This window comes from Shewanella vesiculosa (genome assembly GCF_009994065.1).
Classification (GTDB): domain Bacteria; phylum Pseudomonadota; class Gammaproteobacteria; order Enterobacterales; family Shewanellaceae; genus Shewanella; species Shewanella vesiculosa.
Window position 1 is genome coordinate 1 of sequence record NZ_JAACSD010000014.1, and the last position, 16,948, is coordinate 16,948.

The following is a 16,948-nucleotide window of genomic DNA, read 5'->3' on the forward strand; positions in this document are numbered from 1 at the left end:
GTTAGAATACCGGCCTGTCACGCCGGGGGTCGCGGGTTCGAGTCCCGTCCGCTCCGCCAACTTAAGATGAAAGCCCTAGCAGAAATGCTAGGGCCTTTTTCGTTGGGCGATAAAAAGAGAACAACATAAAATCCCGCGGCGGTTCGTTGAAGTGACAAGGTTGCGAGATTGTAGTACTTGACCCATCCATGGCTTGTTAGCCTCTTTATGAACAGACAGCGGCTTGTCTTTGTCGCAAAGACTCACGGATTAAGCTCCCGTTCGCTCCGGCAACGTAAGCGGAAGGCTGTTGCTGTAACCTACTTTGGCAACATAGTGCCAACCTCATTGGTATTGTCTGTTTATCTCCTTTAATTGTTTTGAGCTATTTCTGTTGATTTGTTGTAATCCATTCATCTACTTATGATTTAATTTTCTCTTATTTCGATCTATTTTCTTGCCATTCAGATGTTGGACGCCTAAGTTAGTGCCAATGAAAGGGTATAGGAAATAATGATGAAGCTAGAAATGATTTGCACGGGTGAAGAAGTATTATCTGGTCAGATAGTCGATACTAATGCTGCTTGGGTTGCTAATACTATGATGGAAATAGGTATTGAGATGCAGCATAGGGTAACCGTTGGCGATCGAATGGAAGATCTCATTGCCGTATTCCAAGAACGTAGTAAGCATGCAGATGTGATTATTGTGAATGGTGGTTTAGGGCCTACTAGTGACGATATGTCGGCATTAGCGATGGCTAAAGCTAAAGGCGAAGAGCTTGTCGAAAATGTGCAGTGGCGTGAGCATTTAGAAGACTGGTTTACGCGTAATAACCGGGTGATGGCGAAGAGTAACTTAAAACAAGCTTGGTTACCTGCCTCGGCTATTATGATCGATAATCCTGTCGGTACAGCTTGTGGCTTTCGTGTGAAGTTGAATAATGCATGGCTATTTTTTACTCCTGGTGTGCCATTTGAATTAAAGCACATGATCACCGAACAGTTTATTCCATTTATTATCGAAGAGTTTGGTGCTCAACAAAAGTCAGCTTTAGAAAAGTTACTCACAATTGGTCATGGCGAGTCATCTTTAGCGGACACCTTATCTGAGCTGAATTTACCTGAAGGTATCGAGTTAGGTTATCGTTCATCAATGCCACACATTGAAATTAAAATTTTTGCTCGTGGTGAAAAAGCTATCCGTCAGCTATCCAAAGTAACAAAGCAGGTTAAAGCCTTGTTAGGGTATGCAGTTGTCGCTGAGAATCGACCAACATTAGCAGCTGAAATTCATCATCGCTTATATCAGTCAGGCCTGAGTTTAAGTGTCGCAGAGTCTTGTACTGGTGGAATGATTACCAGTCAGTTAATCGACTTTGCTGGCAGTTCATCATACTTACACCATGGATTGGTGACCTATAGCAATGAATCTAAAGTGAGAGTTTTAGGTGTTAACCCACAAATATTGGACGATCATGGTGCTGTCTCTATTGCTACTGTTGAGGCGATGGCACAAGGCGTACGCGCTATTCTTGATAGTGATTACGCATTAGCCACTAGCGGTATTGCTGGCCCAGATGGTGGATCTGATGATAAGCCCGTTGGGACTGTGGCGATAGCATTAGCAACTAAACATGGCGTATACAGTCAAATGGTGAAATTACCAAAGCGTTCACGCCAGCTTGTAAGAAGTATGAGTACCGCAATTGCTTACGATATGCTTCGTCGTGCATTGCTTGAAGAAGCTGTTATTGTCGATTACCCGTCAATTCCACGGTTTGCCAAGTAAGTTTATGTCGAGCTTGCTTACCTCTGGTGTAAGCAAGCTCGATGTAATGACTAGGCTGTAAGGTCATCAGGCAATTGATTGTTTTTCGCCTTTTGATAAAAGTAAGCAACCGTCAGCAAAATAACGCCAATCAAAATAAAGGCGACGATTTTTTGAATTAATTCAAATGACGCCATATCAACAAAAATCACCTTGATACAAGCCAGAGCAAATAGCAGTGCAGCTAGCCTAACCAGGTTCGCTTGCTGAGGCCGTAGGCTTATAAACATCACCACACAGGCATGCACAACTAACAGTATTGCACTCATTGGTGCTGCAATACTCTGGTCGAATTGATAGCTCCACAGCAAGTAACTTATTACTAATAATGCATGCCAAGCCCACTTAAGCGCGTCATAAGAGATAATTTTTCTGTGTGCTCTAATGCCTAATCTTGCCGTTAACAAATAACGACCTAATAACATCAGCACTCCAAGCTCTGCTAAATTAATCAGCACATTATCAGTATTAAAGGTGAGCTGTGTTTCGCTGTGAAATAGGATAGGTAAAATCGCACAAGTAAAAATCATACAATATGCCAAGCTATAGCTTGGTGCTAAAGCCTGCTTAAAATGTTGACCGATACGTGTGTTTCTTTCGCCAATAACACTAAAATATCCACAGATAATTAACGCTGTAATTGCCCATGATGGATGGAACAAGTTGGTGATGGTTTGGCTTAACACGGCTATCACTAAGGCAATATAGTATGGCGCAATGTGCCATTGTAGCGTGGTAATGTGTTGCCATTTTTTGGGTAGTTGTTCATAACGTAAGCTAATAAATCCGAGAAATAGCAAGCCTAGGACCAATGCTGCAAGTCCTTGCCACTGTTCTGCTAGACACATTGCTGCGGTGATCATGGTTGCTAGGATCGTGAGTATTTGCGTCTCATAGTGAAGACTTTTGTGCTTAACAAAGTAAGCCAAACCTAGACTCATCAAACTGCTCAGCCACAATGAGATAGCAATGTAGTCAGGATAGCTACGTATGATTTTGGGCAATATTAGTAACGGTAGCACTAGGTAACAAATTAACTGAACATAGTAAGCAAAGCGGATTAACTTGGCATCAGCATAGTATTTTTTGTACCAATAATACGCCAGTAATAATCCACCAAAGAGCTCAACTCGGGCTAATTTAGCGTTGATTGCTTGGTCGGCAAAGCTAAGGCTATCAGCGTCTACCATGCCAAAAATAACTAACCCTAATAACGGCAGTTGCAATAACCAGGCTAATACTTCGCTAAAGCGTAAGGTGTGTTTAGCGCTCATGTACAGCAGCAATAAGCTGATGAATGGCAATGTATTAAGCCAATATTGCTCGGTGATGAAAAAGCTCACCAGCAATAAGGTGATTGTATAAAGCACCCCAAGTAACTCGCGGATAAATCGCACAGCTAAGTGTTCTAATTTCATTAAGTCAGCTAGATGGCGGCTAAGCAGCTTTTGCGCCGCAAAAGTCATCGCGCAGGTTAGTGCCATCGATATACTCAATAATGCTTGATATCCTAATAGACCATCATTGTCATAGTTCGACTGTGTTAGTACATCAAAGACGTTAGCAAAGCTGCTGATTATGCCTAGTATAAGTAAGACATAGGCTTCAGCTCTAATAGGGCTAAATAGCTGTTTACAGCCAATCCACAGTAACAGCAAACCTTCTAACAGCAGCACTAGTCCTAGCAGTTCTACGCTAAGTAAAAACAGTGCAGCAAAACCAGCAAAGCTTCCTGCAAAAGCCAAAGCTAGGGCTGCAATATCTTTATCGCGTTTAATCACCCAATATAACAAGCCACACAGTAATGCATTAAGTGCAAAAATCTCTCCAGCAAAAACGTTCCATTGCGTCAGGGCGTAAAGGATAAAGGCCATTAGTGCGATTGGAACCGCTAGCAGTCTTGGTGTTAAAGCTGATTTTATGACAAATAATAAACTGGCAATACTGTAGAGGTAGAACAACCCATTGATCATCAGTAATGCTAAGCCGCTTTGCCAATCGATAACAGGTAAAGGCAATTGAATAGCTAAGCTCAATATCTGTACGCAAGCAATGTGGAGTAATGCGGTGACTTCGATAAGTATCGGCCAAGCTAATTTGTGGCTTTGGACCATCGAGCAGATGCCGATAAGCATCAAATAGGGTAGGTATAATAAAGGTGTTTGACCGCCGTCAAGTAACATCAATGGCGCAAGTGAGCCGCCAATTAAGGCGATAATTGCCACTACTTTGGTGTCGAGTTTACTTGAAAGGCCATAACCTAATATCGTATTGAGAAATAGCAAACCAAAGCAGGCAACATCGGCAATAAGATTAAAATATGGTCCTAGGAAATACAAACACAAGTAGTTAAGAATGAGCCCAAGACCGACGAGTCCGGAACCAAAATCTTGCATCCCCGGGCGTTTTTGCCGAATAAACACTCCGCCGACAATAATGCTATTTGCGACCCCGATTCCTAGTAAGGCTTTACCCAACTCTGAAAACCAGTTGTTGATTGAAAACTGCAGTAAATAACCAAAGCCTAGTGTCAGAGTAATGATGCCCGCCACTGTCATCAAAAATACTGGGCCTAAGCCTTTAGCTTGGTAATGCTGATAAAAGCCTTTTGCTTGTTCGGCTAACACAGACAAAGGTGCAAGTGCAGATGCACTGAACTCACCAATAGCTTCAGCTAACTGGGTGATCATGGCACTAAGGGCGCTTTGTCTGGCTGGTGACTTTGTGACTACCGAAGTTTGTTGTGCCGATATCGATGCTGCTGACACCGAATGACTTGTGTCTGAAGGTTGGCGCTCCCAAGCGGAAGATGAGTATTGAGGCTTATCGGCAACAATATTGCTGCTCGAATCGTTTGCTCGACTCTCATGCACAGGAATATGTAAGTTTTCTGCAGACAAGCTAAGCGGTTGTTGATTATTACTTTGCGCCTGTACTTGCTGGGCTAAAGCATCAAGTTGCTGAGCGAACCGAGCCAATTGTTGATTTACATCGGCCTGTTGTGCACCTTGCTGTGAGACTAGCTCCGCCAGTTGTGCTTTTAATTTGGCTACGTCATCCATTAACGGCATCATTCATCCCATGATTATTATGCACTCCAATATTGCCAAGTTATTGTACGTGGTTATGATTGAATAGGAAATGCTCAGTTTTTTGATATTTGAGAGGTTGAGCCTTTATTGATTATGTGGATGTACAGAGATTTGAAGCAATAAAAAAGCACCCGCAGGTGCTTTTTATTACGATGATGATAGTGCTAAAACTTAACCACCAGTTTGCCCTGTTGTACGGCAATCTCTTTGGTCATTTTCGCCATTAGCGCTTGATTGCTGTCGCGAGTGTCTAAGGTATACACTGGCTGATTTTCAAGATAACTACGTAAAAAGCCCATTAATTGTGGCGTAGCTTGGCTGATGTAACGCTCAATATCAGCGGGTTCAGACTCAACTTTGACTAAGTTTAACTGTCGTAGATACACGCTCTTAGTGTCAGTATCGTACCAAGGCACTGCTTCAAATGTCGTTTTTAATTTAGCGTGAATGGGCAGTAATGGGTTATTAACAGTGATCATAGTTGCTGCTGTTACTGCCATAGTATTTGGCTTAGCGCCTAATACTACCTGCATATCATTTAGCTTAAGCGACACTCCAATTAACTTATTGCCCTGCTTGACCTCAAAATGCATGTCTTTATTAAGGTATTGTTCTATTTCAGACTCAGTGATGCTGTACTGACTGGCACAGCCAGTCAGTAACAATAACAATCCAAGTCCAAGGGTTTTAACCAAGGTTATCATCCAGTATTTCTCATTCCTGCAGCAACGCCGGCAATAGTCAGCATCAATGCTAACTGAACATGCGCCGATGGCTCTACCTCTCTACGTGTACGCGCTAATAGCTCGGTTTGTAAAAAGTTAAGTGGGTCGATATAAGGATTGCGCAGTTTAACAGATTCACGGCTCCAAGGAGTATGTGCCATTAACTCTGTTGCTTGGGTTAATGACAATACAGCATCAATACCCAGTTGCAGACGTTGACGCAACTTTTCGCCTAAATGATGCAGTTCTGGTTTAACTAAACATAGCTCGTAATACTTAGCTAAGTTAGGTTCTGCTTTGGTGTAAACCATCTCTAGCATTGAAATACGAGTTTCAAAGAAAGGCCATTGGTCTTCCATCTCGCGTAATAGTTCAAGCTCGCCGCGATCCGCAGCATCTTGTAATGCTTCACCAGCCCCCAACCAAGCCGGTAACATTAAGCGGTTTTGTGACCAAGCAAAAATCCACGGAATAGCACGGAGACTTTCAATGCCACCATCGACTTTTCGTTTCGCTGGGCGGCTGCCTAATGGCAGTTTACCGAGTTCAACTTCTGGCGTAGCGGATCTAAAGTACGCAACAAAGTCTGGTTCTTCACGAACAATACCGCGGTAATGCGCTACTGACTCTGCAGCGATGCGCTGCATACAATCACGCCATGCCTTTTTAGGCTCGGGTGGCGGCAGTAGTGTCGCTTCCATTACGGCCGAAGTGTACAGCGCTAAACTTTGCACTGCTAATTTGGGTAACCCAAATTTAAAGCGGATCATTTCGCCTTGCTCTGTCACACGAATGCGACCATCTACCGAACCTGGTGGTTGCGATAAAATGGCTTTGTGAGCTGGTCCACCCCCACGGCCAATTGAGCCACCACGACCATGGAACAGCATCAACTTAACGTCAGCCTTTTTACAGACAGCAACGAGTTGCTCTTGAGCACGATATTGTGCCCAAGCGGCTGCCATAACCCCAGCATCTTTTGCAGAGTCAGAATAACCAATCATGACTTCTTGCATGCCTTTAGTGTAACCACGATACCAATCAATGTTGAGCAGCGCTGTCATACAATCAGCTGCACTTTCAAGGTCTGCTAATGTTTCAAATAACGGTACCACTCGCATTGGGTTAGTGCAGCCAGCTTCTTTTAGCAGTAACAACACTGTGAGTACATCAGATGGCTTACTGGCCATAGAGATCACATACGACCCTAATGCATTAACGGGTTGTTGGGCGACTAAGTTGCAGGTTCTTACAACTTCTGCCACATCATCACTTGGTTGCCAATTTGCAGGGATCAGCGGGCGTTTACTGGTGAGTTCACGCAGTAAAAAGGCTTGTTTTTCATTTTCGTCCCAGTGGTTGTAATCGCCCATACCTAAATAACGGGTCAGTTCGGCGATTACGTCGCTGTGGCGTGATGCATCTTGACGGATATCGAGGCGCAGCATGTGAATACCAAAGCAGGCTAAACGACGCAAGATGTCGAGTAACAGGCCGTTGGCAATTAACTTCATGCCGCAATCGGTCAAGCTTTTATAAAGTAACTGAAGCGGTTCAAGTAAATCTGTTTTATGCCAAATAAGCTCGCGAGTATCGACGTCAGGTTTTTTACCTTCAAGGCGAGCGTTAAGGTAATCGATAGTGTTACGTAACTGACAGCGCAACTTGCGTAACACATCACGGTACGGTTCTTTACTGTTATCGGTTAACGCTGATAATTCAGCATTAGCGTGTTCCATCGACAATTCGCCGAGTAAGGTCACAATATCTTTTAGATACAGTCTGGCTGCCGCGTGACGATTACGGTCAAGCACTTCTTGAGTCACGGTAGAGGTCACAAATGGATTGCCGTCGCGGTCACCACCCATCCAGCTCGAAAATCGCACAGGAGATACATCAATAGGTAACTGCTGGCCGGTTTTATGCTCAACTTGATCATTTAATTGACGTAAAAAGTCAGGGATCGCTTGCCACAATGAAGTTTCAATCGTGCTCAAGCCCCAGCGTGCTTCATCAACAGGTGTTGGGCGTTCGCTGCGGATTTCGTTGGTATGCCAAATTTGAGCAATCAGCTGACGAAGACGCAGTGTGCTTTGTTCACGTTCGCGATCGGTAAGCTGAGAATTTTCTTGCTCGGTTAAGCAATCTACAACGGCGGCGTATTTTTGGATTAAGGTGCGACGAGATATTTCTGTTGGATGTGCCGTTAATACTAAATCAATGTCTAAGTTTTTTAAGCACTTTATGACATCTTTTTTATCTAAATCAGTGTCTAGCATTCGCCCGAGCAGTTGCTCCACAGGGTCCGGAACACACACTAGCTCGTCGCAATTGCGGCTAATGGTATGGAATTGTTCTGCGATATTGGCTAAGTTTAAAAATTGGTTGAAGGCTTTCGCGAAAGGCACTAGCTCTTCGTCTGGTAACGCGGTTAATAATGCTAGCATTTGCTCACGAGAGGCTTCGTCACCCTGGCGAGATTTTTTGGCTAAAATACGAATTTGTTCTACTTTTTCTAAGAATGCATCACCTAAGTGGGTTTGCATTGTTTCGCCTAATATCTGGCCTAGATGCCCCACATTTGATCGAAGTGATGCATACATATCTGCCGTTTGCTCTGTCATACTTACTCCCGAAAAATGAACGATTTTTCCAATATCTCTTACATCACAATACCCAGCGTATCAATATCGGTCAATACACGGGCAGTGTGTTTCGTAATTTTATTTCGTAAAAATGTTACATTTATATCGTTAAAAAACCTAACTGCGCCGATTACTTGATACAAGCGTGATAAATCATTTTTTTGATCAATTCAACCGTAGGTGTGAGGTATTCTAAGCCAATAAATTCGTCTGGCTGGTGGGCTTGGTTAATACTTCCTGGGCCCAATACTAAGGTTTGGCAACCGAGTTTATTGATGTATGGTGCCTCAGTAGAATAGTTGACCACTTCAGCTTCATTACCTGATAATTGTGCCACTAATTTGGTCCACGGGTTATCTGCTTTTCCTGCAAATGATTCAGCCCCTGGATACAAAGTACTGACGCTAATACTGCCAGGATACTCTTTACTGATGTCAGATAAGTAGTTTAATACCATTAATTCCAGATCAGCTAGCTCCATACCCGGTAATGGGCGAATATCTAAATGCAAGTCGCAGCAACCACAAATGCGGTTAGCAGCATCACCACCATGAATATGGCCAAAGTTCATCGTAGGATAAGGCACGGTAAACGCATCTTCGCGGTAATTTTCACTTAAATGCTGTTTGAGTAGCATTAGTTTGCTAATGACTTTGTGCATCACTTCAATGGCATTGAGGCCGCGTGCTGGATCAGATGAATGGCCACTGCGACCAATGACGCGGATCCCTTGGGCTAAATGCCCCTTATGCATGTAGACAGGTTTCAAGCTGGTGGGCTCACCGATAATCGCATAATCTGGCGCGATAACAGCAGAGTCAGCAAATGCCTTGGCGCCACTCATAGTGGTTTCTTCGTCAGCGCTGGCAAAAATAGTTAAAGGTCGCTTAAATTGATCGAGTGGCATGTCTTTTAATGCTTCAAGTACTAGCGCAAAAAAGCCTTTCATGTCGCAAGTACCTAAGCCGTACCAACGATTATTTTTTTCAACCATCTCAAATGGGCTTTGGCTCCAGCGGCCTTCATCAAATGGCACGGTATCGGTATGGCCTGCTAATAATAGTCCGCCGCTACCTGAACCTATTCGAGCAATAAGATTTTGCTTATTACGCGAATCTTCTACTGTAGGGGTTTCACATTCAAAACCAAGCTCGCCAAACCAGTTTTGCAACAAGTTGATAACTGCATGGTTACTCATATCATGTTCAGCTTCGAGTGCACTGACTGATGGCGCTGCAATCAGCTGTGTAAAACAACTTTTTAGATTTGGGAGTGTGCTCATGGGTTATCCTAAAAATAACATGTAAAATACTTATTCACATATATTGCATAATTAATGTTGTGTGGTAGTCTAGCAAACAGCATTAACCGACACCATAAATTGAACATTAGAAATGAAAATAAATATGTGCATTCTCGCTGCTAAATCCACTATATCAATAATCATCGCTAACTTCCTGCGACGATAGTTCTAAATTAGGCGGCTCCCGTCTAAATAGGCTATGCTGACACTTTCTCTCATTATCAAAAAGAAACCAAACTTATGAAAAGCATCGCAATTATTGGCGCCAGTGGCTACACAGGTGCACAAATCACCTCGTTAATTAATGCAGACACTAATCTAAGCGTTCAAGGTTTGTATGTATCAGAAAATAGTTTAGATAAAGGTCGTAAATTAGCTGATCTATACCCGGTATATAGCCACATGGCTTATACACTATCGCCATTATCTGATGATGCTAAAAAACGAATTGTAGCCGAAGCTGATGCAGTAGTATTAGCGACTGAGCATTCAGTGAGCCTAGAGCTTGCGGCATGGTTTTACCAGCAGGGTTTGGCTGTATTCGATTTAAGTGGTGCTTATCGTTTTGCTGATGTGGCGCAGTACCCTAAATGGTATGGCTTTGAGCATACTCATCCTGATGTGTTAGCTCAGGCAGTGTATGGCTTAGCTGAGTGGAATAGCGAACAAATTAAACAAACCAGAATGATTGCGGTACCTGGTTGTTATCCTACGGCATCACTTACTGCACTAAAACCGCTTAAACCATTTTTAACTGAAATGTACCCAGTGATTAATGCGGTTAGTGGTGTCACGGGAGCGGGACGTAAAGCGCAACTGCATACTAATTTTTGTGAAGTCAGCTTAACCCCATACGGTGTGTTAGGCCACAGACATCAGCCTGAAATTGCCACACACTTGGGTCAAGAAGTGATCTTCACGCCGCATTTAGGTAACTTTAAGCGCGGCATTTTAGCGACGATAACCGTACAGCTAAAGCCGGGCACTACCGAAGCGGATGTGATCAAGGCTTACAGCGTCTACGATAACGCCCCAATCGTAACGGTTAAGCACAACCAGTTTCCTAAAGTCGATGATGTAGTCAATACAGCCAATTGTCATTTAGGTTGGAAATATGATGCTAAAAGTGGTTATTTAGTGGTCGCCAGTGCGATTGATAATTTAATGAAAGGCGCTGCCAGCCAAGGGCTTCAGTGTATTAAAATCCATTTCGATGTGTAAGCGGATTAAGGAATAATAATAATGACTACAAAATCAGTGTTAGTGCTTAAAGTCGGTGGTGCTTTACTACAATGCGAAATGGGTATGGCGCGCTTAATGGATGCCGCTGCTGAAATGATTGCCGCGGGTCAACAAGTGATATTGGTACACGGTGGTGGGTGTTTAGTTGATGAGCAACTGACTGCAAATGGTAAAGAAACTATTAAATTAGACGGTTTACGCGTTACGCCTGCCGATCAAATTGCAATCGTGGTAGGTGCACTCGCTGGCTCGTCGAATAAAATTCTACAAGCCGCAGCCGCTAAAGCTGGCATTGTCAGTATCGGCATGAGCCTAGGAGACGGCAATGTCGTTACGGCTAAAATTAAAGATGAACGTTTAGGGCTGGTGGGCGAAGTTGAGCCAAAAGATGCTACCTATTTAAACTTTATTTTAAGCCAAGGTTGGATGCCAATTTGCAGTTCTATTGCCATTTCTAGCCAAGGCGAGATGTTAAATGTGAATGCTGACCAAGCCGCAACGGCACTTGCTAAATTAGTAAATGGCACCCTAGTGCTATTGTCAGATGTATCGGGTGTATTAGACGGTAAAGGGCAATTAATTCATAGTTTAAATAAAAGCGAAATTGAACACTTAGTCGCCCAAGGGGTGATTGAAAAAGGCATGAAAGTGAAAGTGGAAGCGGCACTAGAAGTTGCTCAGTGGATGGGGAAACCTGTGCAAGTGGCTTCGTGGCGCGACGCGGAACAATTAAAAACCTTAGTCAAAGGTGGGTCCGTCGGGACTCAAATACAACCTTAATGGAGTAGTCGTATATGCAGCACCTATTGTCGATAAAAGAGTTAACTCAATCTCAGCTATTAGCCATCATTGAATTGGCTAAAAAAATTAAGCACAACCCAGCTGAGTACCGTCGTGCCTTAGATGGAAAAAGTGTGGTGATGTTATTTGAAAAGCCATCACTGCGCACCCGAGTCAGCTTTGACATTGGCATTAATAAATTAGGTGGTCACTGCTTATACTTAGACCAACAAAATGGCGCCTTAGGTCAACGTGAAACCGTGGCAGACTTTGCAACTAATATTTCATGTTGGGCTGATGCCATTGTCGCGAGAACTTACTCGCATACGACTATCGAACAGCTCGCGCTGCATGGCACAGTACCAGTGATTAATGCATTGTCTGACTTATATCATCCTTGCCAGGCTCTGGCCGATTTTTTAACCTTATCCGAGCAGTTTGATGATGTAAGCCAAGCAAAATTAGCTTATGTTGGCGATGGTAATAACGTCACCCACTCACTCATTTATGGTGCGGCGATTTTAGGTATGACCATGACAGTGATATGCCCTGAAGGTGCATTCCCTGATGCATTAGTGGTCACCGAAGCACAAGCGTTAGCGCAAAAAAATGGTGGTAAGTTAACGTTGAGTGCTGACATTAATGCTATAGAAGGTCATGATGCTGTTTATACCGATACGTGGATTTCTATGGGCGATGACACTCCGCTTGCTGACATAAAAGCCCGTTTTGCACCGTACCAAGTTAACAGTGAGCTAATGGCTCAAGCTGGTGCTAAATTCTTTATGCATTGCTTACCAGCACATCGTGGCGTAGAAGTAACCGACGAGGTAATGGATGGTCAAGGCTCGTTGATTTTACATCAAGCAGAAAATCGCATGCATGCGCAAAATGCAGTTTTAGTGACTTTATTAAGTTAGACACCTTATTTAAGTTATTCAAAAAATTAAGACAATAATGCCTCTGGCGTTATTTAAATTGAACATATACGTAATCGATTCTAGGAATTAAACATGTCTAGTGCAGTGAAAAAAACCGGCGTTAAAAAAGTGGTATTGGCATATTCAGGTGGTTTAGATACTTCAGCCATTATCCCGTGGTTAAAAGAAACCTATGATAACTGCGAAATCATCGCATTCTGTGCCGATGTAGGCCAAGGCGAAGAAGAGCTCGTTGGCTTAACCGAAAAGGCATTAGCCTCTGGTGCTTCTGAGTGCCATATTGTTGATCTAAAAGAAGAGTTTGTTGCCGATTATATTTACCCAACTATCGCCACGGGCGCTATTTACGAAGGCACTTACTTATTAGGCACTTCGATGGCGCGGCCGATTATTGCTAAAGCGCAAGTTGAAGTGGCCCGTAAAGTCGGCGCCGATGCGGTATGTCACGGCTGCACAGGTAAAGGTAACGACCAAGTGCGTTTTGAAGGTTGTTTTGCCGCATTAGCCCCAGACTTAAAAGTCATCGCGCCATGGCGTGAGTGGGAAATGCGTAGCCGTGAAGACTTGTTGGCTTACCTTGCTGAGCGCGGCATTAAAACCAGCGCCTCAGCGACTAAAATTTATAGCCGTGATGCCAACGCATGGCATATTTCACATGAAGGCGGTGAGTTAGAAGATCCGTGGAACGAGCCATCAAAAGGTGTATGGACGCTAACAGTCGCGCCAGAAGATGCACCAAATGAAGCAGAATATGTGTCGTTAGCGATTAAAAATGGTCGTGTTACCCATGTCAATGACGAGGCATTATCACCATATGCAGCATTAATGACGTTAAATGATATTGCTGCTAAGCACGGTGTTGGTCGTATCGACATTACTGAAAACCGTTTAGTGGGCATGAAGTCACGTGGTTGTTATGAAACCCCTGGTGGCACAGTGATGTTTGCTGGTTTACGTGCCATTGAAGAATTGGTATTAGATAAAACCAGCCGTACCTGGCGCGAGCAGATTGCAGCCCAAATGTCGCACCTAGTGTACGACGGTCGTTGGTTTACGCCTTTATGTAAGTCACTTATCGCAGCATCTGAATCATTAGCGGAGTCAGTTAACGGTGATGTAGTGATTAAGCTGTATAAAGGCCAAGCAACAGCAGTTAAAAAGCGTTCACCAAACAGCTTGTATTCAGAAGCTTTCGCTACCTTTGGTGAAGATGACGTATACGATCAAAAACACGCTGAAGGCTTTATCCGTTTGTATTCTTTAGCTAGCCGTATTCGCGCACTCAATACTAAATAACCAATACGGCAACCATATAAAGGCGCTGCAAAGCGCCTTTCTTATAATGACTTTTGGGCTAATGGCAGAGTCATTACAAGAAAGAGAATATGATTTACAGCTATATTATTGAACACCCAGTTCTTAACACAGTTTTTAATACAGAGGATACCGACATGGCGTTATGGGGCGGAAGATTTCAAGGTGAAACCAGTGCACTTTTCAAGTTATTTAATGACTCACTGCCGGTTGATTATCGCTTATTTGAACAAGACGTTGTTGGATCAATCGCATGGGCTGATGCTATTGCCAGCGTAGGCATTATTACTGCTCAAGAATGTACTGATTTAAAAGCGGCCCTCAATGAATTGCTGGTGGAAGTGGGTAATGATCCCCAAGCTATCATCAGCAATGGCGCAGAAGATATTCACAGTTTTGTTGAACAAAAGCTGATTGCTAAAGTCGGTGATTTGGGTAAAAAACTCCATACAGGCCGTTCACGTAACGACCAAGTCGCTACCGATTTAAAACTGTGGTGTAAAAAAGAAGGTGCAGCGCTGCTAGCGCGTTTAGGCACATTACACGCAGAATTAATTGCCCTTGCAGAGCGTGAAGTCGATGCAGTAATGCCTGGTTATACTCATTTACAGCGCGCACAACCAGTCACTTTTGGTCACTGGGCGTTAGCCTATGTCGAAATGTTCGAGCGTGATATTAGCCGTCTGCAAGATGCATTGGGGCGTGCCGATTCATGTCCATTAGGTTCAGGCGCACTTGCTGGTACCGCGTATCCTATTGACCGTCACGCACTCGCAGCAGCATTGAACTTTGCCCGCCCGACATTAAACAGTTTAGACAGTGTGTCAGATCGCGATCACGTGGTTGAATTATGTAGCACAGCGTCTATCAGTATGATGCATTTAAGCCGGATGGCCGAAGACTTAATTTTCTTCAATTCTGGTGAAGCTAATTTTATCTCGTTAAGCGATCAAGTTACCTCTGGCTCATCATTAATGCCACAAAAGAAAAACCCAGATGCATTAGAGCTTATTCGTGGTAAAACCGGCCGTGTTTATGGCAGTTTAGTGGGGATTCTCACTACCATGAAAGCCTTACCTTTGGCTTACAACAAAGACATGCAAGAAGACAAAGAAGGCTTGTTTGATGTGGTCGACAGCTGGGCTATTTGCTTAGACATGGCTGCATTAGTGTTGTCGGGCTTAACCGTTAACCGCCCGCAAGCTTTGGTCGCGGCGCAGCAAGGTTACGCTAATGCCACTGAACTAGCCGACTACCTTGTGGCTAAAGGCATGCCATTTCGTGAAGCACATCATGTCGTCGGTGAGGTGGTGGTATTTGCCATTGGTGAGCAAAAGCCGATTGAAGACTTAAGCGTGGCTGAGTTGCAACAATTTGCTAAAGTGATCAGCGATGATGTGTATCCAAACCTTACGATTGAAGCGTGTTTAGAAAAGCGTGATGTATTAGGCGGCACCGCCATTAATCAAGTACAAGCCGCCATAGCGGCTAAAAAAGCGTAACCAATCTCATAAGATGAAGTGAGCAAAATAATCTGGCGGTTTGTCTTTGGCAGACAGTCTGTAAAGCCCTATGGATGCAAGTCTATAGGGCTTTTTTATGTCTAACACTGCTTATAGATAACCAGCATTCGGGATAAGAGTGCAGCTTATCTATTATGTTTTGATCTGAGTCAGCGTAAATATCAGTAAATTTTTTGCACATACTTTGATTCTTGAGCATCTCAAACAGGTGAACTAAGTTTTTATCTAATATTGGAGTAAAAGCTTAAAACATATGTGTTAGTGCTTACTGCCATTGTTAAATCCTTGTTATCGCCTATTGGTAAGATCTGCTCTCGATATCGACCACTTATCGATTGTTTTGATTCAAACACTCGGGTGTTTTTGGTGTAAAAATCTTGATTTTTAAGAGTTGCATTGTTTTATTTCTGCTCTATGTTGATGTTGGTGCTGGAGTGAAATGCATCAATTCGGTAACAAAAATATAAAAAAACACGCACACGGCGCAGGCTGATGTAGCGGAAAATATAAGGATATTGCGATGAAAAAATCTCTATTTTTATTATTAGCGGGTTTATTAACTGGTGCAGCACAAGCATCTGTGGGGGGATACCCTGTGGTGTTAGTGCACGGCTTTCAGCCCGATAACTTACAAAGCAAACCGACTGGGGAGAAGGTAAGCGAAAATGGTGGCCAATATTGGGCACAGTATTGGCGTGATCGCGCAGACGAACGTATTGATTGGCCTTCGCAAGAGCGCATTGCCAATAAAATTACCAGCCAATATGTATGGCCTAAACTACAGCAATTATCGCGTTCAGGGACATGTGACAGTGGTTGTGTATTTGTCACCCATTCTACTGGTGATTTAGTGATGCGCTATATTATTGATAACCAAGCGTTATGGTTACAAAATGCCGGTTTAAAACCGCTTAATATCGTCGCCACATTTGATTTTTCTGGTGCCGGCGGTGGTGTTGAGCTGGCAGATTTAGCCGCGAATGTTGCCAGTGGCTCAGGTTTACTGGATAGCACATTAAAACTGGCAGTATCACTATGGTTAGGTGAGCTGCCGTCGTCATCCAATATTGGGGTATTGAATGACTTACGTGTAAATACTGCACGTCAATTGGCCGCGTTTCCTGACAGTCGAGTTCCACGTTTGCGTTTTGCTGGTGCAGGTTCTGACTTTCTCGGTGTCACGGGGGCATTTTTACCCGGCGAAGATGATGGTGTTGTTGCCAGTCACTCGAGTTGCGGTGCTGCATCAGTTGGCAGTTACAACAGTTGCTCACGCAGCGTGGCATTTGATGGCAAGCTCACTTCAACAAATGGCCCAAGTGGATTTATGCCTTATCACTATCCTATGTTAATGAGTAAAGGGTATAGCCATGGCGATACTATTTTAAATAGCGCTAAAGATGAAGTGACTTCTGCTAATAGTCGTGCCAATTATCTCAATGGCGATAACTTACAATTCAGCACCTATGATGAAAAACGTGGCTGGTGGATATTTAGTTCGCGTTATAGATTGGTGAGTAATTCGAATAAAACCAGTATGTCAGCACTGGTATATCAAGCAGCTAACTAAGCGT

General features: G+C 43.5%; 11 protein-coding genes. 7 read left to right on the plus strand and 4 right to left on the minus strand.

All coding sequences use genetic code 11. The features are described from left to right. Positions 1-495: 495 nt before the first annotated feature. Positions 496-1,770 (plus strand): CinA family nicotinamide mononucleotide deamidase-related protein, encoded by a 1,275-nt coding sequence (locus GW828_RS15065; RefSeq protein WP_273058617.1) that lies wholly within the window; start codon positions 496-498, stop codon positions 1,768-1,770. A 50-nt stretch (positions 1,771-1,820) separates the two neighbouring features. Here GW828_RS15065 and GW828_RS15070 read toward each other — a convergent pair whose 3' ends face one another. From GW828_RS15070 to argE, 4 genes are all read right to left on the minus strand, one after another. Further along, a complete protein-coding gene (locus GW828_RS15070; RefSeq protein WP_273058619.1) occupies positions 1,821-4,880 on the minus strand; it encodes a DUF2339 domain-containing protein in 3,060 nt (1,019 codons plus the stop codon). Positions 4,881-5,065: 185 nt separating this feature from the next. Next, the gene (locus tag GW828_RS15075) at positions 5,066-5,605 is read right to left on the minus strand and encodes a YceB family lipoprotein (protein WP_124018199.1); all 540 of its coding nucleotides are present in this window, start codon (positions 5,603-5,605) and stop codon (positions 5,066-5,068) included. Next, positions 5,602-8,250, minus strand: a complete 2,649-nt coding sequence (gene ppc, locus GW828_RS15080) for a phosphoenolpyruvate carboxylase (protein WP_124018200.1) — start codon at positions 8,248-8,250, stop codon at positions 5,602-5,604. The genes GW828_RS15075 and ppc overlap by 4 nt, the downstream gene beginning before the upstream one ends. Positions 8,251-8,401: 151 nt before the next feature. Continuing rightward, complete coding sequence (gene argE / locus GW828_RS15085) at positions 8,402-9,553, minus strand: acetylornithine deacetylase (RefSeq protein WP_273058621.1); 1,152 nt, start codon at positions 9,551-9,553, stop codon at positions 8,402-8,404. 261 nt (positions 9,554-9,814) lie between these two features. Between argE and argC the strand changes: the two genes are divergently transcribed. The 6 genes from argC to GW828_RS15115 all read left to right on the plus strand — a co-directional run bounded on the left by argC (position 9,815) and on the right by GW828_RS15115 (position 16,944). Continuing rightward, the gene (gene argC, locus GW828_RS15090) at positions 9,815-10,795 is read left to right on the plus strand and encodes an N-acetyl-gamma-glutamyl-phosphate reductase (RefSeq protein WP_182722983.1); all 981 of its coding nucleotides are present in this window, start codon (positions 9,815-9,817) and stop codon (positions 10,793-10,795) included. Positions 10,796-10,813: 18 nt separating this feature from the next. Then, positions 10,814-11,596 (plus strand): acetylglutamate kinase, encoded by a 783-nt coding sequence (gene argB, locus GW828_RS15095; protein ID WP_124018203.1) that lies wholly within the window; start codon positions 10,814-10,816, stop codon positions 11,594-11,596. A 14-nt stretch (positions 11,597-11,610) separates the two neighbouring features. Next, positions 11,611-12,516, plus strand: coding sequence for an ornithine carbamoyltransferase (locus GW828_RS15100; RefSeq protein ID WP_124018204.1), 906 nt, complete (start codon positions 11,611-11,613; stop codon positions 12,514-12,516). A gap of 93 nt (positions 12,517-12,609) precedes the next feature. Next, positions 12,610-13,833, plus strand: a complete 1,224-nt coding sequence (locus GW828_RS15105) for an argininosuccinate synthase (protein WP_124018205.1) — start codon at positions 12,610-12,612, stop codon at positions 13,831-13,833. A gap of 155 nt (positions 13,834-13,988) precedes the next feature. Continuing rightward, complete coding sequence (gene argH / locus GW828_RS15110; protein WP_273058720.1) at positions 13,989-15,353, plus strand: argininosuccinate lyase; 1,365 nt, start codon at positions 13,989-13,991, stop codon at positions 15,351-15,353. A 541-nt stretch (positions 15,354-15,894) separates the two neighbouring features. Next, complete coding sequence (locus GW828_RS15115; RefSeq protein WP_182722984.1) at positions 15,895-16,944, plus strand: hypothetical protein; 1,050 nt, start codon at positions 15,895-15,897, stop codon at positions 16,942-16,944. Positions 16,945-16,948: the final 4 nt, after the last annotated feature.